Annotated in this window: 23 protein-coding genes; 12 read left to right on the top strand and 11 right to left on the bottom strand. The window is 60.9% G+C overall.

Annotation, left to right across the window (positions count from 1 at the left end; translation table 11 throughout):
- The 5 genes from HJB83_RS24050 to HJB83_RS24030 form a co-directional block, all read left to right on the top strand.
- Window positions 1-545: transposase (locus tag HJB83_RS24050; RefSeq protein ID WP_221132914.1), on the top strand; the 545-nt coding region annotated here is incomplete at its 5' end.
- Window positions 546-785: 240 nt separating this feature from the next.
- Window positions 786-2,195 (top strand): MFS transporter, encoded by a 1,410-nt coding sequence (locus tag HJB83_RS24045; protein WP_405049004.1) that lies wholly within the window; start codon window positions 786-788, stop codon window positions 2,193-2,195.
- A 223-nt stretch (window positions 2,196-2,418) separates the two neighbouring features.
- A complete protein-coding gene (locus tag HJB83_RS24040; RefSeq protein ID WP_221159667.1) occupies window positions 2,419-4,311 on the top strand; it encodes a HAMP domain-containing methyl-accepting chemotaxis protein in 1,893 nt (630 codons plus the stop codon).
- Between the two features lie 61 nt (window positions 4,312-4,372).
- Window positions 4,373-4,954: a hypothetical protein gene (locus tag HJB83_RS24035; protein ID WP_207580687.1), complete on the top strand. Its 582-nt coding sequence runs from the start codon at window positions 4,373-4,375 to the stop codon at window positions 4,952-4,954.
- Between the two features lie 343 nt (window positions 4,955-5,297).
- Complete coding sequence (locus HJB83_RS24030; protein WP_207580688.1) at window positions 5,298-6,359, top strand: 3-deoxy-7-phosphoheptulonate synthase; 1,062 nt, start codon at window positions 5,298-5,300, stop codon at window positions 6,357-6,359.
- Here HJB83_RS24030 and HJB83_RS24025 read toward each other — a convergent pair.
- Window positions 6,356-7,183 carry a hypothetical protein gene (locus HJB83_RS24025; RefSeq protein WP_221117121.1) on the bottom strand — a complete coding sequence of 276 codons (828 nt, stop codon included), beginning with the start codon at window positions 7,181-7,183 and terminating at the stop codon, window positions 6,356-6,358. The genes HJB83_RS24030 and HJB83_RS24025 overlap by 4 nt on opposite strands.
- Before the next feature lie 50 nt (window positions 7,184-7,233).
- Window positions 7,234-8,913 (bottom strand): NAD+ synthase, encoded by a 1,680-nt coding sequence (locus HJB83_RS24020; RefSeq protein WP_207580690.1) that lies wholly within the window; start codon window positions 8,911-8,913, stop codon window positions 7,234-7,236.
- A 190-nt stretch (window positions 8,914-9,103) separates the two neighbouring features.
- On the opposite strand from HJB83_RS24020, the gene HJB83_RS24015 reads away from it, so the two are divergent.
- Complete coding sequence (locus tag HJB83_RS24015) at window positions 9,104-9,634, top strand: DUF1003 domain-containing protein (RefSeq protein WP_207580691.1); 531 nt, start codon at window positions 9,104-9,106, stop codon at window positions 9,632-9,634.
- A 97-nt stretch (window positions 9,635-9,731) separates the two neighbouring features.
- On the opposite strand, the gene HJB83_RS24010 is transcribed toward HJB83_RS24015, so the two are convergent.
- Window positions 9,732-10,130, bottom strand: coding sequence for a GFA family protein (locus tag HJB83_RS24010; RefSeq protein ID WP_207580692.1), 399 nt, complete (start codon window positions 10,128-10,130; stop codon window positions 9,732-9,734).
- 295 nt (window positions 10,131-10,425) lie between these two features.
- On the opposite strand from HJB83_RS24010, the gene HJB83_RS24005 reads away from it, so the two are divergent.
- Window positions 10,426-12,258 carry an ABC transporter ATP-binding protein gene (locus tag HJB83_RS24005; protein ID WP_207580693.1) on the top strand — a complete coding sequence of 611 codons (1,833 nt, stop codon included), beginning with the start codon at window positions 10,426-10,428 and terminating at the stop codon, window positions 12,256-12,258.
- Between the two features lie 72 nt (window positions 12,259-12,330).
- Here the strand turns inward: HJB83_RS24005 and HJB83_RS24000 are convergent, their stop codons facing one another.
- Window positions 12,331-13,704, bottom strand: coding sequence for a class II 3-deoxy-7-phosphoheptulonate synthase (locus HJB83_RS24000; RefSeq protein WP_207580694.1), 1,374 nt, complete (start codon window positions 13,702-13,704; stop codon window positions 12,331-12,333).
- Between the two features lie 255 nt (window positions 13,705-13,959).
- Between HJB83_RS24000 and HJB83_RS23995 the strand changes: the two genes are divergently transcribed.
- Window positions 13,960-15,249, top strand: coding sequence for a vWA domain-containing protein (locus HJB83_RS23995; protein ID WP_207580695.1), 1,290 nt, complete (start codon window positions 13,960-13,962; stop codon window positions 15,247-15,249).
- A gap of 12 nt (window positions 15,250-15,261) precedes the next feature.
- Here the strand turns inward: HJB83_RS23995 and gor are convergent, their stop codons facing one another.
- Complete coding sequence (gor, locus tag HJB83_RS23990; protein ID WP_207580696.1) at window positions 15,262-16,647, bottom strand: glutathione-disulfide reductase; 1,386 nt, start codon at window positions 16,645-16,647, stop codon at window positions 15,262-15,264.
- A 182-nt stretch (window positions 16,648-16,829) separates the two neighbouring features.
- Here gor and HJB83_RS23985 point away from each other — a divergent pair, with 182 nt between their 5' ends.
- On the top strand, window positions 16,830-17,042 hold the full coding sequence (locus tag HJB83_RS23985) for a hypothetical protein (RefSeq protein ID WP_246762667.1): 213 nt from the start codon (window positions 16,830-16,832) through the stop codon (window positions 17,040-17,042).
- A gap of 99 nt (window positions 17,043-17,141) precedes the next feature.
- On the opposite strand, the gene HJB83_RS23980 is transcribed toward HJB83_RS23985, so the two are convergent.
- The 3 genes from HJB83_RS23980 to rpiA all read right to left on the bottom strand — a co-directional run bounded on the left by HJB83_RS23980 (window position 17,142) and on the right by rpiA (window position 18,812).
- Window positions 17,142-17,459 carry an acylphosphatase gene (locus HJB83_RS23980; protein WP_221132912.1) on the bottom strand — a complete coding sequence of 106 codons (318 nt, stop codon included), beginning with the start codon at window positions 17,457-17,459 and terminating at the stop codon, window positions 17,142-17,144.
- A 63-nt stretch (window positions 17,460-17,522) separates the two neighbouring features.
- On the bottom strand, window positions 17,523-18,098 hold the full coding sequence (locus tag HJB83_RS23975) for a DUF2059 domain-containing protein (protein ID WP_207580699.1): 576 nt from the start codon (window positions 18,096-18,098) through the stop codon (window positions 17,523-17,525).
- A 15-nt stretch (window positions 18,099-18,113) separates the two neighbouring features.
- Window positions 18,114-18,812: a ribose-5-phosphate isomerase RpiA gene (gene rpiA / locus HJB83_RS23970; RefSeq protein ID WP_164015129.1), complete on the bottom strand. Its 699-nt coding sequence runs from the start codon at window positions 18,810-18,812 to the stop codon at window positions 18,114-18,116.
- A gap of 295 nt (window positions 18,813-19,107) precedes the next feature.
- Here rpiA and HJB83_RS23965 point away from each other — a divergent pair, with 295 nt between their 5' ends.
- Window positions 19,108-19,818, top strand: a complete 711-nt coding sequence (locus HJB83_RS23965; protein WP_207580700.1) for an HAD family hydrolase — start codon at window positions 19,108-19,110, stop codon at window positions 19,816-19,818.
- Window positions 19,819-19,986: 168 nt separating this feature from the next.
- Here HJB83_RS23965 and HJB83_RS23960 read toward each other — a convergent pair whose 3' ends face one another.
- Together HJB83_RS23960 and HJB83_RS23955 are read right to left on the bottom strand one after the other, a co-directional pair.
- Window positions 19,987-21,897 (bottom strand): murein L,D-transpeptidase, encoded by a 1,911-nt coding sequence (locus HJB83_RS23960; RefSeq protein WP_221132911.1) that lies wholly within the window; start codon window positions 21,895-21,897, stop codon window positions 19,987-19,989.
- Window positions 21,898-21,991: 94 nt separating this feature from the next.
- On the bottom strand, window positions 21,992-22,228 hold the full coding sequence (locus HJB83_RS23955; protein WP_207584404.1) for a hypothetical protein: 237 nt from the start codon (window positions 22,226-22,228) through the stop codon (window positions 21,992-21,994).
- Between the two features lie 91 nt (window positions 22,229-22,319).
- Between HJB83_RS23955 and fumC the strand changes: the two genes are divergently transcribed.
- On the top strand, window positions 22,320-23,711 hold the full coding sequence (gene fumC / locus HJB83_RS23950; RefSeq protein WP_221117127.1) for a class II fumarate hydratase: 1,392 nt from the start codon (window positions 22,320-22,322) through the stop codon (window positions 23,709-23,711).
- Window positions 23,712-23,771: 60 nt separating this feature from the next.
- Here fumC and HJB83_RS23945 read toward each other — a convergent pair whose 3' ends face one another.
- Window positions 23,772-24,599 (bottom strand): Ig-like domain-containing protein, encoded by an 828-nt coding sequence (locus tag HJB83_RS23945; RefSeq protein ID WP_221132910.1) that lies wholly within the window; start codon window positions 24,597-24,599, stop codon window positions 23,772-23,774.
- 182 nt (window positions 24,600-24,781) lie between these two features.
- On the opposite strand from HJB83_RS23945, the gene HJB83_RS23940 reads away from it, so the two are divergent.
- Window positions 24,782-26,389, top strand: coding sequence for a fumarate hydratase (locus HJB83_RS23940; RefSeq protein ID WP_221117129.1), 1,608 nt, complete (start codon window positions 24,782-24,784; stop codon window positions 26,387-26,389).
- Window positions 26,390-26,661 lie beyond the last annotated feature (272 nt).

The raw sequence follows: 26,661 nt of genomic DNA, 5'->3' as shown, positions 1-26,661 counted from the left end.
GGCTGTCCCAGGTCACGAGTGACCTGACCGTCCAGAGGCAGCGCCGCAGTGCGGCCCGCGATCATCAGAGCGTGGCAAGCCTCAACGAGGTGATCGCGCTTCTGGTGCGCCAGAGCCGCACCCTCGAAGGCGAGATTGCCTCGATGATCGATGACGATCCGCTCTGGGCCTGCCTCAACCAGGCCTTTCGCTCGATCAAGGGCGTGGCCAACCGTACCGTTGCCCGGCTGATGGCCGAATTGCCTGAGATCGGCCGGATCTCCAACAAGGCGATCGCCAAGCTGGCCGGCCTTGCGCCGATTGCCAACGACAGCGGCAAACGCAGCGGACATCGGCCGGTGCGCGGCGGGCGCTCCGGACCACGCGCCATTCTGTTCCTGGTTGGCGCCATCGCAGCCCGACACAATCCGCATCTGGCGGCATTCCAGCAAAGGTTGCAAAGCCAGGGCAAACCGAAAATGGTCATCCGCATCGCGCTCGCCCGAAAACTCCTGGTCATTCTCAATGCCATCATCAGGGACGGACGACCATGGCAAAACGCTTGACAAATAAGACAGTCGCTCTCCCCGCTGGGGAGAAGAGGGAGATGACCAAGTCTCGATCCGACCTCAACCCTCTCCTAAACAGCAAGAAACGGACACCCATCTGATTTGATCACCCGCGTCGGTTTGAAGCGGCTCGGCAGGCCGCAGCGTCGATTGTTTCTATATCCTAGCCGCTGGCGAAGGCGTATGGCTGAACAATCCACACCAGCATCCCGGTTGCCCGTGCCCCGCTTCACCCCGATGATCCTTGCGGTCGCCCTGTTCATGGAACAGATGGATTCGACCGTCATAGCCACCAGCCTGCCGGCGATCGCGGCCGATATCGGCACCTCGCCGATTGCGCTGAAGCTCGCCGTCACCAGCTATCTCGTGGCGCTGGCGATCTTCATCCCGATCAGCGGCTGGATGTCGGATCGGTTCGGCGCGCGTAACATCTTCCGTTTGGCGATCTTCGTTTTCATGATCGGCTCGGTCGCCTGCGCCTTTTCAAACTCGATCGCGGCCTTCGTCGTCGCGCGGCTGATCCAGGGCGCCGGCGGCTCGATGATGACGCCGGTCAGCCGCCTGCTGCTGGTCAGGGGAACGCCGCGCCACGAACTCGTCGATGCCATGGCCTGGCTGACCATTCCCGCGCTGATCGGCCCGATGATGGGCCCGCCGATCGGCGGTTTCCTCACCACCTATCTCAGCTGGCACTGGATCTTCTGGATCAACGTGCCGATCGGCGTGCTCGGCATCATCCTCGTCACGCGTTTCCTGCCGGCGGTCGGGCGGCGCAGCCCGCGGCCGATGGATTTTCCGGGCTTCTTCCTCTGCGGCATCGGCTTTTCCGGCTTCGTCTTCGGCCTGTCGGTGATCAGCCTGCCGGCCGTGCCCGTGATCTACGGGTATGTCACGGTGGCTATTGGCATCCTTGCCGGCCTCCTCTATCTCCTCCATGCCCGCCGCGCGCCCTATCCGCTTCTCGATCCGAAGATGTTCCGCTACCCGATGTTCCGAGCAGCGATCCTCGGCGCCTCGAATTTCCGCATGGGGCTCGGCGCTCTGCCTTTCCTGATGCCGCTGATGCTGCAGCTCGGCTTCGGCCTGACGCCGCTGCAATCAGGCTCGGTCACTTTCGTCAGCGCGCTCGGCTCCATGGGCTCGAAATTCGCCGCTTCGCGCACCTTCAATGCCTTCGGCTTCCGCACCGTGATATCGATCACCACCTTGCTGGCGGCGATCTTCCTCGGCATCAACGGCCTCTTTACCGTCGAAACGCCGCTGTATTTGATCATGGCCTGTCTGCTGATCGGCGGCCTGTTCCGCTCGATGGCCTTCTCGGGCGTCAACGCCATGGCCTTCGGCGATGTCGATGACGCCGACAGCAGCCAGGCAACCGCAATCAACGCCGTTGCCCAGCGGATCTCCATGGCCATGGGTGTGGCGATTGCCGGAGGCATCCTCGAAATTTCGAGCAGCTTCCACGGCGGCAGGCTGCTGGTATCGGATTTCCACATCGCCTTTTTCAGCGTCTCGGCGATTTCGGCGCTGGCCTGCATCACCTTCCTGCGCCTGCCGCGCGATGCCGGCGCCGAACTGACGACGCGCCGCCGCAAACGCCGCCAGCCCGAGCCCGAGCCCGAAGAGGCAATCGCGGAAAACAGCTGAGCAAGCCAAATCCCCGGCGGGCGCAATGGCGGATACGTGTGCTCCGGCATCCCTTTCCACTTTATGATTTATTCACACATCAAAGACACACTGCGTTTGCGCGTTTTGGGTTGCTATCAGACATGGGCATGAGTGCTCGTGATGTGACCGTCAGCGGCGATGCCCGTGTTGATACGCCGGTCGGGAACATCGCCGACCGAGCCGCAATTCCAGGCCCCGCGGAATGTTCCAATTTTTGAAAACGATGCCTCTGACAGCCAAGCTGGCGGCGATTATCGTTGCCGTCAATCTTTGCGGCATTTCCGCCTTCGCCACCTACACCTGGATGTACGAAACCAAGGCGTTAATCGACGGCGCCAAGGCAAACTGGTCCAAGGATGCGGAGCAGTTTGCGTCGCTGGCCGCGGGCGGCGTGAAATGGGGCAAGGCCAACGCCGTGCGTGAGGCCTATTCGCTTTACCGCGGCGATCCATCACTCGATCTTGTGCAGTTTGCCGCCTTCAACGCCGAACCTTCGGCCGTCGATACCTGGACACGCGACGGCATCAGCGGCTTGCCCGCACCGGCCGATCTGGCAAAGAGCCTGAGCGCGAAGCCTGAGAAAACCACGATCGACGACAGCGGAATATCTGCCGGCGTTGTGACGATCATCGCGCCGCTTCCGTTGGATAAATCGGGCAAGGCGACCGGTTATGTCGTTACGAACTGGTCTGTCGAAAAAATCGCTGCCGAAGTCAGGCAGAAGGTTCTGATTTCGCTGCTGACGCAGTTCATGATCACCGCCATGGCCGTTGTCGCTTTCCTTCTCGCTATGCGCAGCCTCGTCGGCCGGCCGATCCGGATCATCAGCGAACGGATCAGCGCCTTGCAGAAAGGCGATCTGGCCTCTCCCGTCACCTACAGGGAAAATGGCGATGAGATCGGGTTCCTGGCACGTGCCTTGGAAGTCTTCCGTAACGAGGCAATTGCCAAGGTCGAGAGAGAGCAAGCCGCTGCCGAGCAGAGCGCCTCGTTCGATGTCGAACGGGCACGCAACGCATCGTTGACGGAAGAGGCCAACAACGCTCAGCGGCTGGTCATGAACGCGCTCGCCAATGAATTGGAAAAGCTTGCCGCCGGTGACTTCTCGATACACTTGGCCGATCTCGGCCCCGAATTCGATAAACTGCGGCAGGATTTCAACCGCATGGTCGAAGCGGTCGCGGCAGCACTGACCGAGATCAAGACCGCTTCCGTTGCGGTTGAAGGTGGGTCAAGCGAAATAGCCTTCTCCGCCGATCAGCTCGCCAAGCGAACCGAGCAACAGGCCGCAGCCTTGGAACAGACCGCCGCGGCACTGGATGAGGTGACCACCACGGTCAGAGCATCGTCGCAACGGGCCGAAAATGCCGGGAAGCTTGTCGAGGAGACAAAGCGCAGCGCTCATGTCTCAGCGACCGTGGTTCGTGACGCGATCGGAGCGATGGACCGGATTCAGACCTCGTCGAGCCAGATCGGCCGGATCATCGGCGTCATCGATGAAATCGCCTTCCAGACGAACCTGCTGGCGCTGAATGCCGGCGTCGAGGCGGCGCGCGCCGGCGAAGCCGGCAAAGGGTTTGCGGTCGTGGCGCAGGAAGTGCGGGAACTCGCCCAACGGTCTGCCAATGCGGCAAAGGAAATCAAGAACCTCATCAATGTCTCCGGTCAGGAGGTTGCAGCAGGCGTCGGGCTGGTGAATGAAACCGGCGATGCCCTGTTGAAGATCGAGGAGCAGATCAACCGCATCAGCGACAGTATCGCTTCCATCGTTCAGTCCTATCGCGAACAGGCGACGGGTCTGCAGGAAATCAACGGCGCGATCAACCAGATGGATCAGGCGACACAGCAGAACGCGGCGATGGTCGAGGAAACCAACGCGGCCTGCCAGGAGCTGCTGACCCAGGGACGCCTTCTGCAGGACTCAGCCGGCAGGTTCACTGTTGGCACCTCTGCCGCCAGCCCGCCCAAAACCGCTCAGCCGAGCATTCGTCAATCTCGCCCCGAGCTCAGGGCCCCCGAGCCCAGGGCCTTTGTGCAGCGGCACGCAGGAAATGCCGCCGTCGCCGCTGCTCCCGGTGCCTGGGAAGAGTTCTGACCTCACCTTCGTTCAATGCGCTTTTATTCCACAGCATCCCATAATCAGGAAGGGAACAGTTATGAAGAAAGTCGTCTCCGCATTTCTTTTGGCCTGCACCGCAATTGCAGCGTCGACCGGCGTATCCATGGCGCTGGATGCGAAGCTCGCCCCGATCTCCGACTACGTGACGAGTGACGTAAAGCCCTGGCTGAACGATCCGGTCGTCATCGAGGCTATCAAGGCGCAGAACGCCGCAAACGCCAGTTTGGGCCAGGGCGATATCGACGCCCTCGACAAGAAGTGGCGCGCCGAGGTCGATGGCTCAGACCATTCGATGATCGACGGCGTGCTCGGCAATGCGCTGTCAAAATTCCTTCAGGAGAAGAAGGCTGCTTCAAACGGCAAGATTGCCGAGGTCTTCGTCATGGATGCAAAGGGGCTGAATGTCGGTCAAAGCGATCCCACGTCGGATTACTGGCAGGGTGACGAGGGCAAGTTCCAGAAGTCCTTCGGAGCCGGCAAGGACGCTGTTTTCGTCGACGATATCGAAAAGGACGAATCGACCCAGGCACTGCAGTCGCAGGCAAGCGTCACGATTTCCGACGACAAGGGAACGCCGATCGGCGCCATCACCGTCGGCGTGAACGTTGACGCCCTATGATCTCGGGATCTGCATTTAATTTGTCACCGTAATCCAGACCCAACAACGCCCAGCAGCATGCGCTGTTGGGCGATTGTTTAAGCCTCCTGCAGCGGCAATTGTGCCACAGCTGAGCGCCCGGCTTTTGCGCCGCAAATTCTGCGTGACAACGCACGGCCGCGACGCTACATACGCCTTATGTCGACCACTTCGATCTACGCCTCGCGATTTTATTGGTACCGCTGCTCCCAGCGGACGCGGGTCCATGCGTAACTGAAATCGACGCAACGACAACCCGAACAGCCGCTAGTCTACCTGGCGGCTTTTTTTGTTCCGCACGGTATGACCAAACAGGAGCCTTGCCGTGTCTGATACCATTGATGATCTGCGAATCCTCGAGATCACCCCACTGACCAAACCCGCCGATATCATCGCCGAAATCCACCGCAATGCCGCCGTCACGGCAACCGTGACCAGCAATCGTGATGCGATCCATAAGATTCTACATGGCGACGACGATCGCCTGATTGTCGTGATCGGCCCCTGCTCGATCCACGACCCCATTGCCGCCCGGGAATATGCCGCGCGGCTGGAGGAGCAGCGACGGCGCTTCACCGGCGATCTCGAGATCGTCATGCGCGTCTATTTCGAAAAACCCCGCACCACCGTCGGCTGGAAGGGCCTGATCAACGACCCGCATCTCGACGGCAGCTACCGCATCGAGGAAGGGCTGAGGATCGCCAGACGACTGTTGCTCGATATCAATGCGACAGGGCTTCCCGCCGGCGTCGAATTCCTCGACACGATCACGCCGCAATACATTGCCGACCTAGTCAGCTGGGGCGCGATCGGCGCGCGCACGACCGAAAGCCAGATCCACCGGCAGCTTGCCTCCGGCCTTTCCTGTCCGATCGGTTTCAAGAACGGCACCGACGGCGGCGCACGTGTGGCGCTCGACGCCATCCTTGCCGCTTCGCAGCCGCATCACTTCCCTGCCGTCACCAAGGACGGACAGGCTGGCATCGCCTCGACGACCGGCAATGAGGACTGCCACATCATTCTGCGCGGCGGCAAACAGCCGAACTACGAAGCGACCGATGTCGAAGCGGTCACGGCCGAGGCCGTCAAGCTCGGCCTGACCCCGCGCATCCTCATCGACGCCAGCCATGCCAATAGCGGCAAGGATCCGATGAACCAGCCGCGCGTCGTCAGATCCGTGGCCGCGCAGATCGCCGCCGGAAACCGCCACATCAAGGGCATGATGATCGAGAGCAACCTCGTCGCCGGCCGCCAGGATCTCGTTCCCGGCAAGCCGCTGGTCTACGGCCAGTCCATCACCGATGGCTGCATCGACTGGGATATGTCGGTGACGACGCTGGAAGACCTGGCGCAATCCGCCCGCGTCCGGCGCAAGGCCGCTGTTTAAGCTTCCGGAAAATAACGCACATAGGCGAACTCTTCGCCATCAGGAGACCAGCAGGGCACGTTGATCGTGCCCTGCCCGCCGAAGAGCTCGAACAGCGTCTTCAGATTGCCGCCATCCATGTCCATCAACCGCAGCCGCACGTCGAGATCCCGTGGGTGATCGAATACCGAGGGGTCGTAGGACAGGATCAACACCTTGTCATTCTTAGGCGACGGATGGGCGAACCAGTTGCCCTGATTGTCCGAGGTCACCTGCTCCAGCCCGGTGCCGTCGGGATGGATGCGCCAGATCTGCATCAGCCCGGTGCGGCTGGAGTTGAAGTAGATCCATTGCCCGTCGGCGGAATAATCCGGTCCGTCATTGCGGCCCTCGCCATGCGTCAGTCGCGTCTCGGCGCCGCCTTCGACCGAGATCGTATAGATGTCGAAGAGGTCGTCGCGGATGCCGCAATAGGCGAGTTCGCGGCCATCAGGCGACCAGCCGTGCCAGTAGGACGGCGCGTTCTGGGTGACGAGCCGCGGCGCGCCGCCCCCGATCGGCAGGACATAGATCGTCGACTTGCCGAATTCGGTCTTGTCGGAAATGACGATCTCAGTGCCGTCGGGCGAGATGCCGTGATCATTGTTGCAGTTGACGGCAAAGCCGGTATCGAGCTTGGTGACTTCACCGCGACCGAGCGGCAGCCGGTAGAGCCGCCCGTCGCCGTTCAGCAGCAGGTAGGAACCGTCAGGCGAGAAGTTCGGAGCCTCCACCAGTCTGTCCGTCTGCCAGACTTCGCGAGCCCTGCCCGTCCTGACATTATAGATCTCGACCGAGCTGCGCATGCTTCCTCCCCCGCATTTCTATAACAACTGCGCCAGCGATCTCGATCGCGCTAGCGATCCCGGAACCGGTTGGTGATGGGATACCGCCGGTCGCGTCCGAAATTCTTCTTGGTGATCTTCACGCCCGGCGCCGATTGCCGGCGCTTATATTCGGCGAGATAGAGCAGGTGCTCGATGCGATGGACGGTCGCCACGTCATGGCCGCGCGCGACGATCTCCTCGACCGCCATCTCCTTCTCCACCAGGCATTCGAGAATATCGTCGAGGGCGGGATAAGGCGGCAGCGAATCCTGGTCCTTCTGGTCGGGACGCAGTTCGGCCGAGGGCGCCTTGTCGATGATATTTTTCGGGATCACCTCGCCTGACGGCCCCAGCGCACCCGGCGGCACATTCTCGTTGCGCCAGCGGGCCAACGCATAGACCTGCATCTTGTAGAGGTCCTTGATCGGATTGAAGCCGCCGTTCATGTCGCCGTAGAGCGTGGCGTAACCGACCGACATTTCCGACTTGTTGCCCGTCGTCACCACCATTGAGCCGAACTTGTTGGAGATCGCCATCAGGATGACGCCGCGCGCCCGGCTCTGCAGGTTTTCCTCGGTGATACCACTGTTCGTTCCCGCGAAGAGATCAGACAGCGCGCTGCTGAAGCCCGTCACCGGTTGCTCGATCGGCACGATGTCGTAGCGGCAGCCGAGCGCCTTGGCGCAATCGGCCGCATCCTTCAAAGAATCTTCCGATGTGTAGCGGTAGGGCAGCATGACGGTGCGCACCCGCTCCTCGCCCAGCGCATCGACGGCGATTGCCGTGCAGATCGCCGAGTCGATGCCGCCGGAAAGGCCGAGCACCACCGTCTTGAAGCCGTTCTTGTTGACGTAGTCGCGAAAGCCGAGCAGGCAGGCGCGGTAGTCGGCTTCCTCGCCTTCGGGAATATGGGCCATCGGTCCTTCGGCGCAGTGCCAGCCAGACCCACCGCGCTTCCACGTCGTCACCGCCAGCGCCGTCTCGAACTGGCTCATCTGGAAGGCGAGCGATTTGTCGGCATTGAAAGCGAAGCTGGCGCCGTCGAAGACCAGTTCGTCCTGGCCGCCGAGTTGTGCGGCATAGACCAGCGGCAGACCGGTCTCGATCACCTGCTTCAGCACCACCTGATGGCGGATATCGACCTTGCCACGATAATAGGGCGAGCCGTTCGGCGACAGTAGAATCTCGGCCCCGCTTTCGGCCAACGTCTCACAGACGCCAAGATCGCCCCAGATGTCTTCGCAGATCGGAATGCCGATGCGCACGCCGCGGAAATTCACCGGACCCGGCATGGAGCCCTGGTCGAAGACACGCTTCTCGTCGAATTCGCCATAGTTTGGCAGATCGATCTTGTCGCGCACCGCAATCACCTTGCCGCCGTCGAGCACGGCGACGGAATTATAGCGCCCCGTTTCGTCCTGCCGGGGAAAACCGATGACGACACCCGGCCCGCCATCGGCGGTATCGGCAGCCAGGCTCTCCACCGCTTTCCAGCAGGCGCGAATGAAGGCCGGCTTCAATACCAGATCTTCAGGCGGATAACCGGAAATGAAAAGTTCGGTCAGGACGAGCAGATGCGCGCCTTCCCGAGCCGCATCGGCGCGCGCTTCGCGTGCCTTGGCGAGATTGCCGGCGACATCGCCGACTGTCGGATTGAGCTGACCGATGGCGATGCGGAAGATATCAGAAAGAGCGTTTTCCTGTGTCATGTCATTTATTTAGCCTGCACCTTCCGGGACCGCAACATGTCCGCAGCAAAAGCCGCACCTTGCTGTGACGAAATTTTTGTGAACGGACGCGCCGCGACCTCGCGGCATAGACACGCATTGCAATTTGCCGGCGGACCGGAATACTGGCGCGCAAATCAACAGCGTCGATAACGGGCACCGGAAACAGGCCATGTCTAATCTTTCGAACTTCATGCACCATCATTTCGACAAGCCGGCCGACGAACTCGGCGATATCGAAAAACGCGTGCTGGCGAAGGCGCACGAGCGCAAGGTCATCTCGACCGATGTCAACGCCGCTCTTTCCGCCGAGGCCTCGTTCGGCGAGCGCATCGCCGACAGCATCGCCCGCATCGGCGGTTCCTGGTCGTTCATCATCGCCTTCTTCGTTTTCCTCCTCGCCTGGACGGTGATCAACACCATCATTCTGGTGAGCGGTGCCTTCGACCCCTATCCCTTCGTCTTCCTGAACCTGATCCTGTCGATGCTCGCCGCCATCCAGGCGCCGATCATCATGATGTCGCAGAACCGCCAGGCCGAGCGCGACCGCTTCGAGGCCGCCAAAGACTACGAAGTCAATCTCAAGGCCGAACTCGAAGTGCTCTCCCTGCACCAGAAGATCGATATGCGCGTGCTGACCGAATTGACGGCGTTGCGCGAGGACGTGGCGCGTCTCACCGCCGAGCTTTCCGCTAAGGGTTAATGCATGTCGCCCGGAAGTGCAGCGGTTCCGGGACAACGACATGCATAAAACAAAGGGCTAAAGTGCGTCGCATGCATCAAATGTGATGCGACGCGCTTTAGACAGGGTTCACCGCATATTGCGGCAGGCCATCCGATATCTCGTAGAAATCGCCCTTGTCGGCGCAATAAATGTGATGGCCGAAGGCCAGGCCGCTCGGCTCGTCGAAGGACCCGGCCAAAACCGAAATCTCCAGCGATTGGTCGCCCTGCCAGAACAGCGCGGAGCCGCAAGTCGAACAGAACCCGCGCTGCGCTTGTTCGCTCGACCGGTACCAGCGGACCGCTTCCGTGTCTTCCACCGAAAGAGCCGCCCGCGGCACGTTGACGGCCGCATAGTAAAACCCCGTCTGCCGGCGGCATTGCGAGCAATGACAGCCAACAACAGGTCCGGGCTTCGCCGCAATTGAAAATCGCACGGCGCCGCAAAGACAGCCGCCTGTATGTCGTTCAGTCATGGTCATCCCCTGTTCCTAAGAGACGTTGCCGCCGATCTTGTCCGGCGTCAAATCCGGTTTTCTGAATGAGCCATCAGGAATCTTGAAAGCCGCCTGGCCTTGTGCGCTCTCGGCTGACGCGTTACCGCTGTTGCATCTCGACAACATCCGCCAACCTCATCCCGTCCCGGCATTGAATCGGCCGCTATTGTCGGCGATACTCAAGGTCAAATTTCATTTAATCCCCGGGAGACTGACATGAGAACGACCCTGTCCAAACAGAAAGGAAACATGGCCCACAAGGACATTTTGCCTCATGAACATTCGGTTCTCCCGCGCGAGGAAAAGCTCGCGACGCCATAACGGCTTCCCCAAATTTTTCCAGAACGATCCCGCCGACCGCGGCCGACGCTGGTCGCGCATGCGAAAATTCGTTTCCTACTATCGCCCGCACCTGCCTTTGCTGCTGGCGGATCTGTTGTGCGCCATGCTCGTCGCCGGCACGGCGCTCGCCCTGCCGCTCTGCGCCAATGTCGTCACCAGCCGGCTTCTGGTTCTGCCCGATGCCCCGCAGGCCTTCGCTCAAATCCTCGGCATGGGCGGCGTCATGCTGGCCGTTCTGGCGGTCCAGATCGCCGCGATCTTCTTCGTCGATTATCGCGGCCATGTGATGGGGGCTCGCATTGAGGCGACGGTCCGGCAGGAACTCTTCGAGCACTGCCAGAAACTCTCGTTCAGCTTCTACGACCGCCAGCGCACCGGCCAGCTGATGAGCCGCATCACCAATGACAGCCTGTGGCTGGGCGAACTCTTTCACCACGGTCCCGAGGATCTTTCCATCGCCCTGCTGAAATTTGGCGGCGCCATGCTGGTGCTGTTCTACATCGATCCGCCATTGGCAGGCCTCATCCTGCTGCTCACCCCTGTGGCGTTGGTTTATGCGCTGTATTTCAACCGGCGCATGAACCGCGCGCTCGAAGCCAGCAAGCACCAGATCGCCGCGGTTAACGAGCGCGTCGAGGATGCTCTGGCCGGCATCCGTGTCGTCCAGTCCTTCGCCAACGAGGCGCTGGAACGGGAGCGTTTCGCCGAGCAGAACCGACGCTTCCTTGAAAGCCGCGCCGACGGCTACCGCAGCGAGGCGTGGTTTTCGGTCGGCACCGAAACCTTCGCCCAGCTCGTCACCATATTGGTGATCATCGTCGGCGGCCTGCGTATCCTGGCAGCGGAACTGACCGTCCCGGATATGCTCACCTTCCTGCTTTGCGTTGCCGTGCTGGTCGATCCGGTGCAGCGGCTGGCCAATTTCGTGCGCCTCTGGCAGGAGGGCTACACCGGCTTCATCAGAGCCATGGAGATCCTGGAGATCGATCCCGATATCATCGACCGGCCGGCCGCTCATCCGATGCCGGCGCCAAGGGGCGAGATCAGTTTCTCCGACGTCGCCTTCGGCTACGAGGCCGATGGCCCGCGCGTGCTCGAGCGGCTGTCGCTCACCATCGCTCCCGGGGAGTTCGTTGCCCTGGTCGGTCCTTCCGGGGTCGGCAAGAGCACGCTTTGTGCGCTGATACCACGCTTCTACGATGTTGAGGCCGGGGCGATCCGCATCGATGGCACCGATATCCGCGACGTGACGCTGGCCTCGCTGCGGCGCCATGTGGGCGTGGTGCAGCAGGACGTCTATCTTTTTGCCGGCACCGTGGCGGAAAACCTGCGCTATGGCAGGCCCGGCGCCGGCGATGCCGAGCTGGAGGCAGCCGCCCGCGCCGCCAACGCGCACGATTTCATCATGGCCCTGCCCCAGGGTTATGACACCGATATCGGCCAGCGCGGCGTCAAACTCTCGGGCGGCCAGCGTCAGCGCATCACCATCGCCCGGGCCTTCCTCAAGAATCCGGAGATCCTGATCTTCGACGAAGCAACCAGCGCGCTCGACAACGAAAGCGAACGGGCGGTGCAGCAGGCGTTGCTCAGCCTGGCAAATGGCCGAACCACCCTGGTCATCGCCCATCGTCTCTCGACCGTCCGCCATGCCGACAGAATCCTGGTGCTGACGGCCGACGGCATCGTCGAACAGGGCACCCATGACGCGCTCATGGCGAAAGACGGCGTCTACGCCAACTTGCATAGCGTTCAGGCCAGCATCTGATCGCCTGCTCCATCCTGAGACAAAAAAACCCGGCATCAAGCCGGGTTTTTCCGCATCCGTCTGGGGCTGCTATCAGCCGTTGACGACCATGCGCTTCTCGTCGCGACCGCCCTTCATGCGCTCGGCAAGCAGGAAGGCGAGCTCCAGCGCCTGGTCGGAGTTGAGGCGCGGGTCGCAATGCGTGTGGTAGCGATCCTGCAGGTCGTCGGCGGTAACGGCGCGGGCGCCGCCGGTGCATTCCGTCACGTCCTTGCCGGTCATCTCGATATGGATGCCGCCTGGATGCGTGCCTTCGGCGCGGTGGATCTGGAAGAAGCTTTCGACTTCCGACAGGATCCGCTCGAAGGGACGGGTCTTGTAGTTGTTGAGCGTGATCGTGTTGCCGTGCATCGGGTCGCAGGACCAGACAACCTTGCGGCCTTCACGCTCGACGGCACGAATAAGGCGCGGCAGGTTCTCTGCGACCTTGTCGTGGCCGAAGCGGCAGATCAGTGTCAGGCGCCCGGCTTCGTTGGCCGGGTTCAAGATGTCGATCAGCTGCAGCAGATCGTCGGCCTGCAGCGACGGGCCGCATTTCAGGCCGATCGGGTTCTTGATGCCGCGGCAATATTCGACATGCGCATGATCGACCTGGCGCGTGCGGTCGCCGATCCAGATCATGTGGCCTGAGGTGGCATACCAGTCGCCCGAAGTGGAATCGACGCGGGTCAACGCCTCTTCGTAGCCGAGCAGCAGCGCCTCATGGCTGGTGAAGAAATCGGTTTCCCGCAATGCCGGCTGGTTTTCCGAGGTGATGCCGATCGCCTTCATGAAATCCATGGTTTCGCTGATGCGGTCGGCCAGCTTGCGGTAGCGCTCGCCTTGCGGGCTGTCCTTGACGAAGCCCAGCATCCACTGGTGCACGTTTTCGAGATTGGCGTAACCGCCCATCGCGAAGGCGCGCAGAAGGTTCAGCGTCGCGGCCGACTGCCGGTAGGCCATCGCCTGACGTTCCGGGTTCGGAATGCGCGACTCCTCGGTGAACTCGATGCCGTTGATGATGTCGCCGCGATAAGCCGGCAGCGTCACGTCGCCCTGCTTCTCGACATTCGACGAACGCGGCTTGGCGAACTGGCCGGCGATGCGACCGACTTTAACGACCGGCAGCTGCGCGCCAAAAGTCAGCACGACCGCCATCTGCAGGAAGGCGCGGAAAAAGTCGCGGATATTGTCGGCGCCGTGTTCGGCGAAGCTCTCGGCACAGTCGCCGCCCTGCAGCAGGAAGCCATTGCCTTCGGCGACATTGGCAAGGTGCTTCTTCAGACGGCGCGCTTCGCCGGCGAAGACGAGGGGCGGATAGCTGGCGAGCTGAGCTTCCGTTGCAGCCAAAGCGGCTGCGTCGGGATAATCGGGAACCTGCAGGATCGGTTTTTGCCGCCAACTGCTCGGGGTCCAGTTCTCTGCCATCTCACTCACCTCACTCACACCCATCTCTGGGATGCCCGTATCTTTGATTGCGGCGGCTTATAGACCTTTAGATCGGGCTTGCAAAGACCAATCGCCCAAAGCTCGAATGCCGTACCGGCGCCATCGGGCAGAGCTCGCATATAGGTGGCAGAAATCTCGGATTCCATCGTTAAACCGGCATATACCATGTCAATTTCCCGATATTTTAGACTTCCAATGTAGAACCACGGATGATTTCAACATTGGGGACATGGCATGGCGATCCTTCCGCTCAGCTTCATATCGGATCGTTCGGGCAATTTCGGCATCATGACGGCGTTGCTGATGGTGCCGCTCCTCGGTACGGCAGGCATGGCGGTGGATTTCGGCCACGCGCTCAGCCTGAGGACGCAGCTTTACGCGGCAGCCGATGCCGCCGCCGTCGGCTCGATCGCCGAAAAATCCGGCGCAGTCGCAGCCGCCATGACGATGAGCGGCAACGGCACGATCTCGCTCGGCAAGACCGATGCCCGCAGCATCTTCATGTCTCAGATGTCCGGGGAGCTGGCCGACGTTCAGGTCGATCTCGGCATCGACGTCACCAAAGCCGCCAACAAACTGAACTCGCAAGTCTCTTTCAGCGCGACCGTGCCGACGACCTTTATGCGTGTTCTGGGGAAGGATTCGATCACAATCTCGGGCACGGCGACGGCCGAATATCAGACCGCCTCCTTCATGGATTTCTACATCCTGCTCGACAACACTCCTTCGATGGGCGTCGGCGCCACCGCGACCGACGTGGCGACGATGGAAAAGAACACCAGCGATACCTGCGCCTTCGCCTGCCACGAAACCCAGAACAACAACAACTACTACAATCTCGCCAAAAAGCTCGGCGTCAGCATGCGCATCGACGTCGTGCGCCAGGCGACCAAGGAGCTGACGCTGACCGCGAAGTCCACGCGTGTTTCCGATAATCAGTTCCGCATGGGCGTCTATACCTTCGGCACCAAGGCTGAGGATGCCAATCTGACCACTATATCCGACCCGACGGACGATCTCGATAAAGTACGCAGCTATACCGACGCCGTCGATCTGATGACCATCCCGTATCAGGGTTATAACAACGACCAGCAGACGAGCTTCGACAGCGCGCTAACACAGATGAAAACCATCATCACCACCCCCGGCGACGGCGGCACCGCTACCACCCCGCAAAAGATCCTGTTCTTCGTCTCGGACGGCGTCGGCGACAGTGCAAAACCGAAAGGCTGCACCAAGAAACTGACCGGCGACCGCTGCCAGGAGCCGATCGATACTTCTTTCTGCCAACCGCTGAAGGACAAGGGCATCAGGATCGCGGTGCTCTACACCACTTATCTGCCGCTGCCGAAAAACAACTGGTACAATACGTGGATCAAGCCCTTCCAGAGCGAAATCCCGACGAAAATGCAGGCATGCGCCTCGCCCGGCCTCTATTTCGAGGTGACGCCGACCGACGGTATCGCCGATGCGATGAAGGCGCTCTTCCTCAAGGTCATACGCGCGCCGCGCATCACCAGCTGAGGATACCGCTGCTTAGATTCTTTTGCCGTCTCGGATCCGGTAGCTTGGCGCATACATGGTGACCAGCTCCTCGGCCGCTGTCGGATGCAGCGCCATCGTCCGGTCGAAATCGTCCTTGGTGCAGCCGGCCTTCAGCGTGATGCCGAGCAGCTGCGCCATCTCGCCGGCATCGTGGCCGAGAATATGGGCGCCCACCACCTTGCCGCTCGCGGCATCGACGATCAGCTTCATGATCATCCGCTCGGCCCGCCCGGAAAGCGTCGCCTTCAGCGGCCGGAATTGGGCGCGGTAGACTTCGAGCTCGCAGTAACGCTTGCCCGCCTCCTCTTCCGAGAGCCCGACGGTGCCGATCTCCGGCTGCGAGAAGACGGCGGTCGGGATCAGCTCGTAATCCGGCCGGGTTGGATTGTTCTTGTATTCGGTCTCGATGAAGCACATCGCCTCGTGGATCGCTGCCGGCGTCAGCTGTACCCGATTGGTGACATCGCCGAGCGCATAAATGTTTTCGACATTGGTGCGGGAATAATCGTCGACGATAATGGCGCCACGCTCATCGACGGCGACGCCCGCAGCCTCGAGGCCGAGACCTTCGGTGTTCGGATCGCGCCCGAGCGCCAGCATGACAACGCCGGCCTGCAGCGTGCCGCTGTTCAGCGTTTCCAGAACGAGGCAGTCATCGCCCTTCGAAACCTTTTGCAGCGTGTCGTGGCAAAGGATGCGGATGCCCTTGGCGACCATCGCCTCGTGCAGCCCGCGCCGCAGATCCTCGTCGAAGCGCGACAGGATCTCGGCGCCGCGATAGATCAGCGTCGTCTCGACGCCGAGGCCATGAAAGATATTGGCGAACTCGACGGCGATATAGCCACCGCCTGATATCACGATCGATTTCGGCAGCTCTTCGAGATGAAAAGCCTCGTTGGAGGAAATGCATAATTCGTGGCCGGGAAGGGCTGCATGCGGGTTCGGCCGTCCGCCGGTGGCGATCACGATCGTCTTTGCCGTCACCGTCTGACCCGTCTTCGTGAGCCGCACAGTATGAGCATCGACGAGTTCGGCGCGCGTTTCGAGGATCTCGGCATTGGCGCCTGCGAGCCCCTTCTTGTAGAGGCCTTCCAGCCGGGCGATCTCGGCATCCTTGGCGGCTACTAGCTTCTTCCAGTCGAAGCTGCTTTCGCCGACCGTCCAGCCGAAACCCGCCGCATCCTCGAAATGCTCGTGGAACTGCGAGGCATAGACGAAAAGCTTCTTCGGCACGCAACCGCGGATGACGCAGGTGCCGCCATAGCGGTACTCTTCGGCGATCGCCACCTTTTTGCCGAGCGAGGCGGCGACACGCGCACCGCGCACGCCTCCGGAACCACCGCCGATGACGAAGAGGTCGTAGTCGTAGGAAGACATGAGGAGCTCCGGAAGGGAATCGCAGGAAGGATGTTGCTGATATAGGGGCGATCGCCCTGAAAACAAAAGCCCGCTCCTGCATCATCCCGTACGCATCGCCGAATCTTCCCGGCAAACGGTTGACCCGGTCGCCTGAGGCTGGCAGGGCAATCCAGGGATAGAAAACGATGCCGGAGCAAAAGATGGATCAAACTCTCTTCGCCAATCTGTGCAAGGCTGGCAAATTCAAGGAAGCGCTCGGCCTCGCGACTGAGGGTCACGAGGACGAAAAATATACGCCGAGCCGCTTCTCGATCGACAAGAAGACGAGACTGCCGATCTTCTATCGCGGCAACAAGCGCGTGGAACCGGATGAGGAAGGTGTGTGGCAACTTGCAAAGAACCCGAACCCCTGATGCATGTCACCAGGAGGTGTGCAGCGGTCCCAGGAAACGACATGCATAAAAGCGAAGAGCTAGCTTCCCCGCATGTTCGATGCATAGTGATTGCTGCTGTCAGCGGGTGATCCCGAAATCCGTCGGCATTTTCTCAAGCTGGGCTGCTTCCGTCTCGACGCCCGCAACCGACGACCCCGCAGGCCCGCGGCTGAAACGTTCGATCATTATCGAGATGGCGGTATCGGGTCCTGCGATCAAAGCGACGACGGCCCCGTCCCTTTCATTGCGAACCCAGCCCGTCAAACCGAGCCGTACCGCCTCATTGCGCGTCCACATGCGAAAGCCGACACCCTGGACCTTGCCTGATATCCGCACTCGGACAGCGTTGTAACGATCGGGTATATCTGCAGTCACCTGAAGCCTCGCCGGCGGCATTTGCCGCATCATAACAAAAAAGCCCGGACGATGCCGGGCTTTCGCAATTTGATGGTGGAGGCCTTACTGCTGGGTAGCCGGAGCGGGAGCGGGAGCGGCAGCCGGAGCAGCCGGGCTTTCGGTTGCCGGCGGCGGCGCCTTGATGACCTTGGAAAGCTCGGTATTGCTCTGCTTTTCCAGGTCGCGGGAAATGCCCTGCGCCCAGATGTCGGCAGCCTTCGCCGTCTCGCGAGAGGCGACCGGGCCGTCGCGCAGCAGCTTCTTGCCGACGTCGGAATTATAGAAGTCGGCGATCGCCTTCAGTTCCGCGGCGGTGAAGGTCTTGGCATAGGTGAGTGCCGCCTCCTTCTCGAGATCGCCGCGGCGCGGCGCCAGCGCTAGCGCCTGCGCGTCGACCGTCGACGAAATGATGTCCTGGTAGTTTGGCGAATCCTGGATCAGGCCGGCCTTCAGGCGCTCGGCGAGACCGGGCAGGATGTTGTCGAACTGGGCAGTGGCGCCGATGGCGTCGATCGCGGCGCGAGACGCCTTCAGCTGGTCCTCGGAGACCTCCTGCGCCTTGACGGCGGAGCCGAAGGCAAGCCCGGAAAGAACGACGGTCGCAGCGGCGAGACGGCCAAGACCTGCAATGTTCATCATGAGTGTATGCTCCTGTTATCTGTTTGTCTGCAGTGTTCGCACACCCGCAGGACCGGCAATGATCGCAAGTGCCGCCATATTGATAAAGAGCCCGTGTTCGACGACGCCGGGTATGGAATTCAGCTCGCTCGAAAGCGCCTCTGCATCAGGAATGCGGCCAAAAGATGCATCGATAATGTGATGACCGCCATCCGTGGTAAACTCTCCGTCACCGGACTGGCGCAAAGCCAGTTCACCGGAAAGACCGAGCCGGGCCGCGACCTTCTCGATCGCGATCCGTGTCGAGACGAGCCCGAACGGATTGACTTCGATCGGCAGCGCGAAGGCGCCGAGCATATCGACCAGCTTGCTCTCGTCTGCAATGACGATCATTCGTTCGGAGGCGGCCGCGACGATCTTTTCGCGCAGCAGCGCACCGCCGCCGCCCTTGATCAGCCGGAGCCCAGCATCGAGTTCGTCGGCGCCATCGATCGTCAGATCGAGTGCCGGCAGCTCGTCCAGCGATTTCAGCGGCACACCGAGTTCGACGCAAAGCCGCGCCGTTCTTTCAGACGTAGGAACGCCTTCGACCCTGAAGCCGCCAGCGACCTTCTCGGCCAACAGGCGAACGAATTCTTCCGCCGTGCTGCCGGTGCCAATCCCGAGACGCATCCCGCTTTCGACATGGGCGAGTGCGGCCGCGGCGGCCTTGATCTTCATTTCGCGGGCATCCATGCGCCGCCAGCTCCAATTATTGCGTTGGATGTGCTGTTTACACGGCTCGCCTGGCAAACGAAAGTCAAAATCATCACGGAAAATGAAAAGCCGAAACAGATGCCTGCGGCCTCCCCCGGCGATCTTCAGGCCGTTGCTTTCCGCTGCATGATCGCCTACCTCAGAGGCGATCCATCGTCCTCAGGGGCGATCCCTCGTCCCCAGGGGACGATCCGTCATTCCCAGAGGCGATCTGTCGTTCGCGGAGGCGGCTCGTCACCTCAAAGGACGATCCATCGCTTAAAGAGGCAAGCCCTTGATCCCCTCCTCCGTCCGCCCGGCGCTCGTCGTCTTCGATCTCGATGGCACCCTTCTCGACACCCATACGGACTTGGTCGAGAGCCTGAACCATACGATTGCGGCCCTTAGCCTCGAACCGGTCAGCTATGACGACCTCACCCATCTCGTCGGCCACGGCGCCCGCGTGATGATCGAACGCGCCTGCCGGCTGCGCGGCCATCCGCTTACTCAGGAAGCCCTGCCGCCCCTGGTCGAGCGTTTCATCGCCCATTATGCCGGCAACATGCCCGGCCGCACCGAGCCCTATCCCGGCCTGGTCGCCGCGATGGATCGGCTAAAATCACAGGGTTACCGCCTCGCCGTCTGCACCAACAAGATGGAAAGCCTGGCGCTCGGCCTGCTGGACAAGCTCGATCTCGCCAGCTATTTCGCCGCCATCACCGGCGGCGACACCTTCGACGTGCGCAAGCCCGACGCCCGCCACCTCACAGGCACCATCGAACGCGCCGGCGGCGACCGGTCCCGCACCGTGATGATCGGCGACAGCATCAACGACATCGCCGTCGCCAGGAATGCCGGCGTCCCGTCGATCGCCGTGCCCTTTGGTTATTCCGACGTGCCAGTCTCAAGCCTCGATCCGGATGTGATCATCACCCATTACGATGAGCTGACCCCGGAACTGGTGGAGAGGCTGTTGCGGGAGTTTGCAGCGAAGGTCGCCGTCTGAGGCTCTCGCCCAGTTCTGATCCTTCCTTTGCCGGCGTACCGTGTGAGCCGCCCTCTCCTTCGTATTTCCTACCTTGGACTAAGCCCAGAACGAAGGCGTTCGAATCCCGCACAAAAACAAAACGGGCGGCCCAAAGACCGCCCGCTCCGTAATCTAATAAAATCAGCGTCAGATCTGCGCCCCACGCGCCTTGGTCGTCGCGTCGAATGCCTTGTCGACATAGCCGTCGCGGCCATAAACGTCGTCGAAATATTCCACCACGCCGTCCTTGTTCGGCCAGGCTGTGAAATAGGACACGTAAACGGGAATCCTCTGCGGCACCTTGACCGCATGGTTCTGCCCCGTGGCGATCTGCTTGGCAACGTCGTCGACCGTCGTTCCGAGCACTGCAGCTGCCATCGCACGCGGATCGGCAAGGCGCACGCAACCGTGGCTCAGCGCCCGCATGTCGCGCTTGAAGAAGCTCTTCGACGGCGTGTCGTGCATATAGATCGCGTGGCTGTTCGGGAACAGGATCTTCAGTTCGCCGAGCGCATTGTCACTGCTTGGCGGCTGGCGCACCGAGACGTTGTCGGTCGAGCCGTACCAGTCGACGCTCGACGAGGCGACCGCGTGGCCGTTCACCTCAACCTCATAACCGAGCTGGTCGAGATAGTTCGGATCCGAGCGCAGCTTCGGCAACATCTCGTTGATGATGATCGACTGCGGCACGCCCCAGAAAGGGTTGAACTCCACCGTCTCGATCTCGTCGTCGAAGAAATAGGTCTGGTTGTTCTTGCCGCCGACCACAACGCGCATCGACAGCTGTTCCTTGCCGCCATTGTGGTAATAGACCATGAAGGCCGGCTGGTTGATCATCACGTAACGGGAACCGAGATCTTCGGGCAGCCAGCGCGCCTGTTCCATGGCGACGACGAGCTTGTCGATCTTCGAGGCATTGCTATCGCCGCCGGTCATGGCGCGCACCGTAGCCTGGCCGATGACGCCATCGGCCTTCAGTCCGCGCTCCTTCTGGAAATCCTCGACCAGCGAGACGATCTCAGGCAAATAGTCGCTGCTGCCTGCGTAAGCAGCAAGCGTTGCCGCGTGATCGGTCCTCAGCGTTTCGGAACCGTGCTTGCCGATCGCCTTGACGATATTGGCGATCTCGGGCGAGCTTTCGCCGGGCTTCAGCAGCGTATCGAGCGAAACGACGATCCGCTCCTCATTGCCGCCGTCGGCTGCGCGAAGCTTGGCGAGTTCCGCCTTCAACGCCTGGAACTGTGGACTATCGGGTGAGCGGTTGGCGATGTAAGCGCCGACATCGGGGCTCATGCGGGCAAGCTTCAGCACCGGCGCCAGATTGACCACCTTGCGCTGGAAGTCGTGATAGCCGGAGATCTTGTTCGGATCGATGCGACCGCGCGCGGTGTCCTGCACGAAGGCCAGCACCTTGGCGGAGAGTTCGAGCTCGAATTGCGTCAGCGCCCGATCGCGGAAGGCTGGATCGGGATTGGCCGGGTCGATATCAGGCGTCTGGATGGCGTAATCTGCCGGGTCGAGGCCGACGGAGGCCGCATCGGCAAGCACCAGCATCGCCGACTTGGCACCATCGTTGATCTGATTGCCATCGACCCAGACGAGCGGGTTGCGGCTATCGCCATAATAGGCTTCGAGCGCCTTTGCGACGTCGGCATTGGCACGCACCTTGGCCTGCGCCAGGAAACGGCGCTGCACGGCGGGTTCGGCGCTGGCATCGCCGCTCGCCGATACATCGGCGACCGCGCCGGTGACGACAGGATCGGCAAACTTGCCGGTATCGACCAACTGCAGCGTTTCGGTTTTATAGGTGTAGTAACGCGGGCCGCTCACCTTCGGCAACGGCGCTTCCGGATCAAGCCCGCCGAGCGAGCCGCCGACGGCGCCGCGCGGCACCGGACGGCCAGGCGCCTGATCCATGAAGATGGTGCTCTGGTTCCGCTGCCTGTCGCCGCGCAGCATCTCCATCAATGTATAAGCATGCGCAGGTGCGGCATTCATAACCGCTACGCCGCAGGAAATTGCCAATGCGGATGCCGCGCTTTTCAAAACGAACGTCATATATCTTCCAGTCCCGGTGTCATGCTGTTCTTGTCACGAGCGCAAGGCTCAATATCTTATCCCGCGAAACTCATGCAGCGTAAGGCCTCATTGATCAGAAACCGGCCTGCGCCGCCAGCGCCGGCGGACTCAATTTTGTGTGACGGAGATCCTGCACGGCGCCGCGCAGAAGTTCACACAAAATTATGAAATTATTAGTTAATTTTTTACCCAATTTTTGCCGCCAGACCAATGTGGCGAAAACGCCCAGACGCATAAAATTTCGAAAGTGGCCTAAAAGGCACGCCGCACAAGCCTCGCAAACATGACTTCCGACTTCAATATTTCGCATGGCGTCCGGTTTTCTTGTCGAACGTTCCCACCTATAAGACCTGATCTTTCGAAGACGACCGAAAACAGCATTTAAAGGGAAGGCAAGGCTGATGACCGCAACCCGTACCGAAACCGATACTTTTGGGCCCATCGACGTTGCCGCCGACCGATATTGGGGCGCCCAGGCCGAGCGTTCGCTCGGCAATTTCAAGATCGGCTGGGAAAAGCAGCCGCTGTCGATCGTGCGTGCGCTCGGCATCGTCAAGCAGGCGGCGGCCCGCGCCAACATGTCGCTCGGCCAGCTTGATCCTGGCCTCGGACAGGCCATCGTCGATGCCGCCCAGGAAGTGGTCGAGGGCAAACTCGACGACCATTTTCCGCTGGTCGTCTGGCAGACCGGTTCAGGCACGCAGTCCAACATGAATGCCAATGAAGTGATCTCCAATCGTGCTATAGAAATGCTCGGCGGCGTCATGGGTTCCAAGAAGCCGGTGCATCCGAACGATCACGTCAATATGAGCCAGTCGTCGAACGACACCTACCCGACGGCGATGCACATCGCCTGCGCCGAACGGATCGCCCATCACCTGCTGCCGTCCCTGAAGCACCTCCATGCCGCCCTCGACATGAAGGTCACCGAATTCAGCCACATCATCAAGATCGGCCGCACCCACACCCAGGATGCGACGCCGCTGACGCTCGGCCAGGAATTTTCGGGTTATGCCGCCCAGGTCGGCTCCGCCATCAAGCGTATCGAAATGACACTGCCTGGCCTCTGCGAACTCGCCCAGGGTGGGACGGCCGTCGGTACCGGCCTCAATGCGCCGGTGGGCTTCGCCGAAAAGGTCGCCGAAGAGATCGCCGCCATAACAGCCATGCCCTTCGTCACCGCGCCGAACAAGTTCGAGGCGCTCGCCTCGCATGACGGCATGGTCTTTTCCCATGGCGCCATCAATGCGGCCGCTGCCGCCCTCTTCAAGATCGCCAACGATATCCGCCTGCTCGGCTCCGGCCCGCGCGCCGGTCTCGGCGAACTGGCGCTGCCGGAAAACGAGCCAGGCTCCTCGATCATGCCCGGCAAGGTCAACCCGACCCAGTGCGAGGCGCTGACGCAGGTCTGCATCCACATCTTCGGCAATCACGCCGCGCTGACCTTTGCCGACAGCCAGGGTCATTTCGAGCTCAATGTCTACAATCCGATGATGGCCTATAACTTCCTGCAATCGGCGCAGCTGCTGGCGGATGCCGCCATCTCGTTCACCGACAATTGTGTCGTCGGCATCGAGGCGCGCGAGGACAACATCAAGGCCGGCCTCGAACGCTCGCTGATGCTGGTGACCGCGCTTGCCCCGAAGATCGGTTACGACGCAGCCGCCAAGATCGCCAAGACCGCCCACAAAAATGGCACGACGCTGAAGGAAGAAGCCCTCGCCAGCGGCCTGGTCTCGGCAAAAGACTACGATACGATCGTCCGCCCTGAAACAATGATCGGCCCAAAGTAGTAACGCCATGAAGCTTCAGCCTTCTCCCCCGCTTGCGGCGGAGAAGGCGATCGGTTGCGATCAGACCAACAGCGAAAAATTGTCCATCACGACCGAATTGCCCATGAAATCGAAACTGATTTCATCGATGTCTTCAATCTCGACCAGAAGATCGGGATCGGCGACCTCAAGTTCCTGCTGATAGACGATCTGGCCGTCGTTCATCGCCGTCAGCGTCAGATGAAAGGGCGAGGCCGACAATTCGGCAATCGAAACGCCCTGAAAGGTGAAGTCGCCGCCATCGACCATTTTCAGGGTCACCGGCGCCGAACCCGGCGATAGAACCGTATCGCTGAAACCGTCCTCGGTGATGGCGTCGACGCCCGGCACCGTGTCATAGACAATACCGTTCAGGAGCGTCAGGTCGTGACTGCCGTTCACGGAAAGCGCGAAGCCCCGGTAATTCGGCAGAGAAAAGTCATCCGCGCGCGATGTGACACCCAGGTCGTCGAAATCCAGGACTTCATGATACTTGTCCTCTTCATTGACGCCGTCGATCGCCAGCGTCAGAACCCCGACATCCGTTCCCCCCACGCCATCGGAGATCTTGTAGCGGATCTCTTCGATCAACTGGTCGTGCACCCGCAAGTTCTTCACCACGTCGAGCGAGTAATCCAGCTCGTAGGTGAAGTGACCATCGGGCCGCACGGTGAAGGTCCCATAATCGCCATTGATGATCGTTTCCTGTGTCAGTCCCTGTTTCGCATCGACCCTGACACCGTCGAAAGAGCGAAGATAGGTGGTCGATCCCTCGGGATCGCTGTCATTGGACAGCAAATCCCCTCTGATCCAGTCGTGCTCGAAGAAAATGAGAAGATCGTCGTTAGCAGTCGGTTTTGCGTTCGTCATCGGAAGCCCCCGCAAGTTAACGTCGCGGGAATATGAACCGGCCTCCGGCGAAAGGCAACCTGAAGTCGTCTTTCCCGTCGAATGCGGATTTCCCGGCTCGCCTATCCAGATTGCATTTGCAGCGCCGCGGATTTAGACCGGTTCCAATTTAGCGACCCACGCCCACCAGAAAGGTCACTTCGATGGCTGACGATCTCTTCCCGCTCGGCAAGGATACCACCCCCTACCGCAAGATCAGCGGCGACCATGTCTCGGTCGACAGCTTTAAGGGCCAGGAAATATTGACCGTCGAGCCGGAAGCCATCCGCCTGCTTGCCGAAACCGCCTTCGCCGATATCAACCATCTGTTGCGCCCCGGCCACCTGAAGCAGCTCGCCTCGATCCTCGATGACCCCGAGGCGACCGACAATGACCGCTTCGTCGCCTACGACCTTTTGAAGAACGCCAATATTGCCGCCGGCGGCGTGCTGCCGATGTGCCAGGATACCGGCACGGCAATCATCATGGGCAAGAAGGGCCGCAGGGTCTGGACCGAGGGCGGGGATATCGCGGCACTCGCCCGCGGCGTCATGGATGCCTATGAGAAGAAGAACCTGCGTTATTCGCAGCTCGCGCCGGTCAAGATGTTCGAGGAGAAGAACACCAAGAACAACCTGCCGGCACAGATCGACATCTACGAGGAAGGCACCGACGCCTACGAATTCCTCTTCGTCGCCAAGGGCGGCGGCTCGGCCAACAAGACCTTCCTCTACCAGGGCACACCCTCGCTCTTGACGCACGACCGGATGATCGACTTCCTCAAGGAGAAGATCCTGACGTTAGGGACGGCAGCCTGTCCGCCTTACCATCTGGCCATCGTCATCGGCGGCACTTCGGCCGAGATGAACCTGAAAACCGTCAAGCTCGCCTCGACCCGCTATCTCGACGAGCTGCCGACCGAAGGCTCCGAGAGCGGCCACGCCTTCCGCGATCTCGAGATGGAAAAGGAAATCCACCGACTGACGCAGCAGATGGGTGTCGGCGCCCAGTTCGGCGGCAAGTATTTCTGTCATGACGTGCGTGTCATCCGCCTGCCCCGCCACGGCGCCTCGCTGCCGATCGGCCTCGGCGTCTCCTGTTCCGCCGACCGTCAGGCCAAGGGCCGCATCACCCGCGACGGCATCTTCGTCGAGCAGCTCGAAACCGATCCGTCGAAATACATGCCCGAGATCGACGAAGCGAAACTGTCGGAATCGACCGTCCGTATCGATCTCAACCGGCCGATGGCGGAAGTGCTGGCCGAACTCTCCAGGCATCCCGTCAAGGCGCGCCTGTCGCTGTCGGGCACGATCATTGTCGCCCGCGACCTTGCCCATGCCAAGATCCGCGAGCGGCTGGAGAAAGGCGAAGGCATGCCCGAATACCTGAAAAACCACCCGGTCTATTATGCCGGCCCGGCCAAGACGCCTGTCGGTTACGCCTCCGGCTCCTTCGGCCCGACGACGGCCGGGCGCATGGACAGTTACGTCGACCAGTTCCAGTCCTTCGGCGGATCGATGGTGATGCTTGCCAAGGGCAACCGCTCGCGCGCCGTGCGCGAGGCCTGCAAGAAACATGGCGGCTTTTATCTCGGATCGATCGGCGGCCCCGCCGCCCGTCTTGCTCAGGACTGCATCCGCAAGGTCGAAGTCTACGAATATCCCGAACTCGGCATGGAAGCGGTCTGGAAGATCGAAGTCGAAGACTTTCCGGCCTTCATCGTCATCGACGACAAGGGCAATGACTTCTTCCAGGAATTGAACCTGGGGTGACGCTCTCGGATGCGGGACGGGCAGCCATCGGGGCCCGTCCCGTTCTTGAATGTGCGGGCTGCGGCAAAGTCCGCCGCCAGCAAACAGCCTTGGAAATATCATTCCAACCCATTTCCAATGAAATACCGGGCTGCCGAACAACTATCGATATGATGAATACGTGCGAAATGCAGAGAAGAACTGCAAGTTTTCAGATATCGCTCCCGTCTAGCGAGCATCCGCTTTCTCACCAAAGCTAGATATTTTCTTTGAGAATCATGGGGCTACTTGAA

The organism is Rhizobium sp. NZLR11, assembly GCF_019685115.1.
GTDB lineage: Bacteria > Pseudomonadota > Alphaproteobacteria > Rhizobiales > Rhizobiaceae > Rhizobium.
This window is presented reverse-complemented; position numbering and strand designations above follow the sequence as displayed.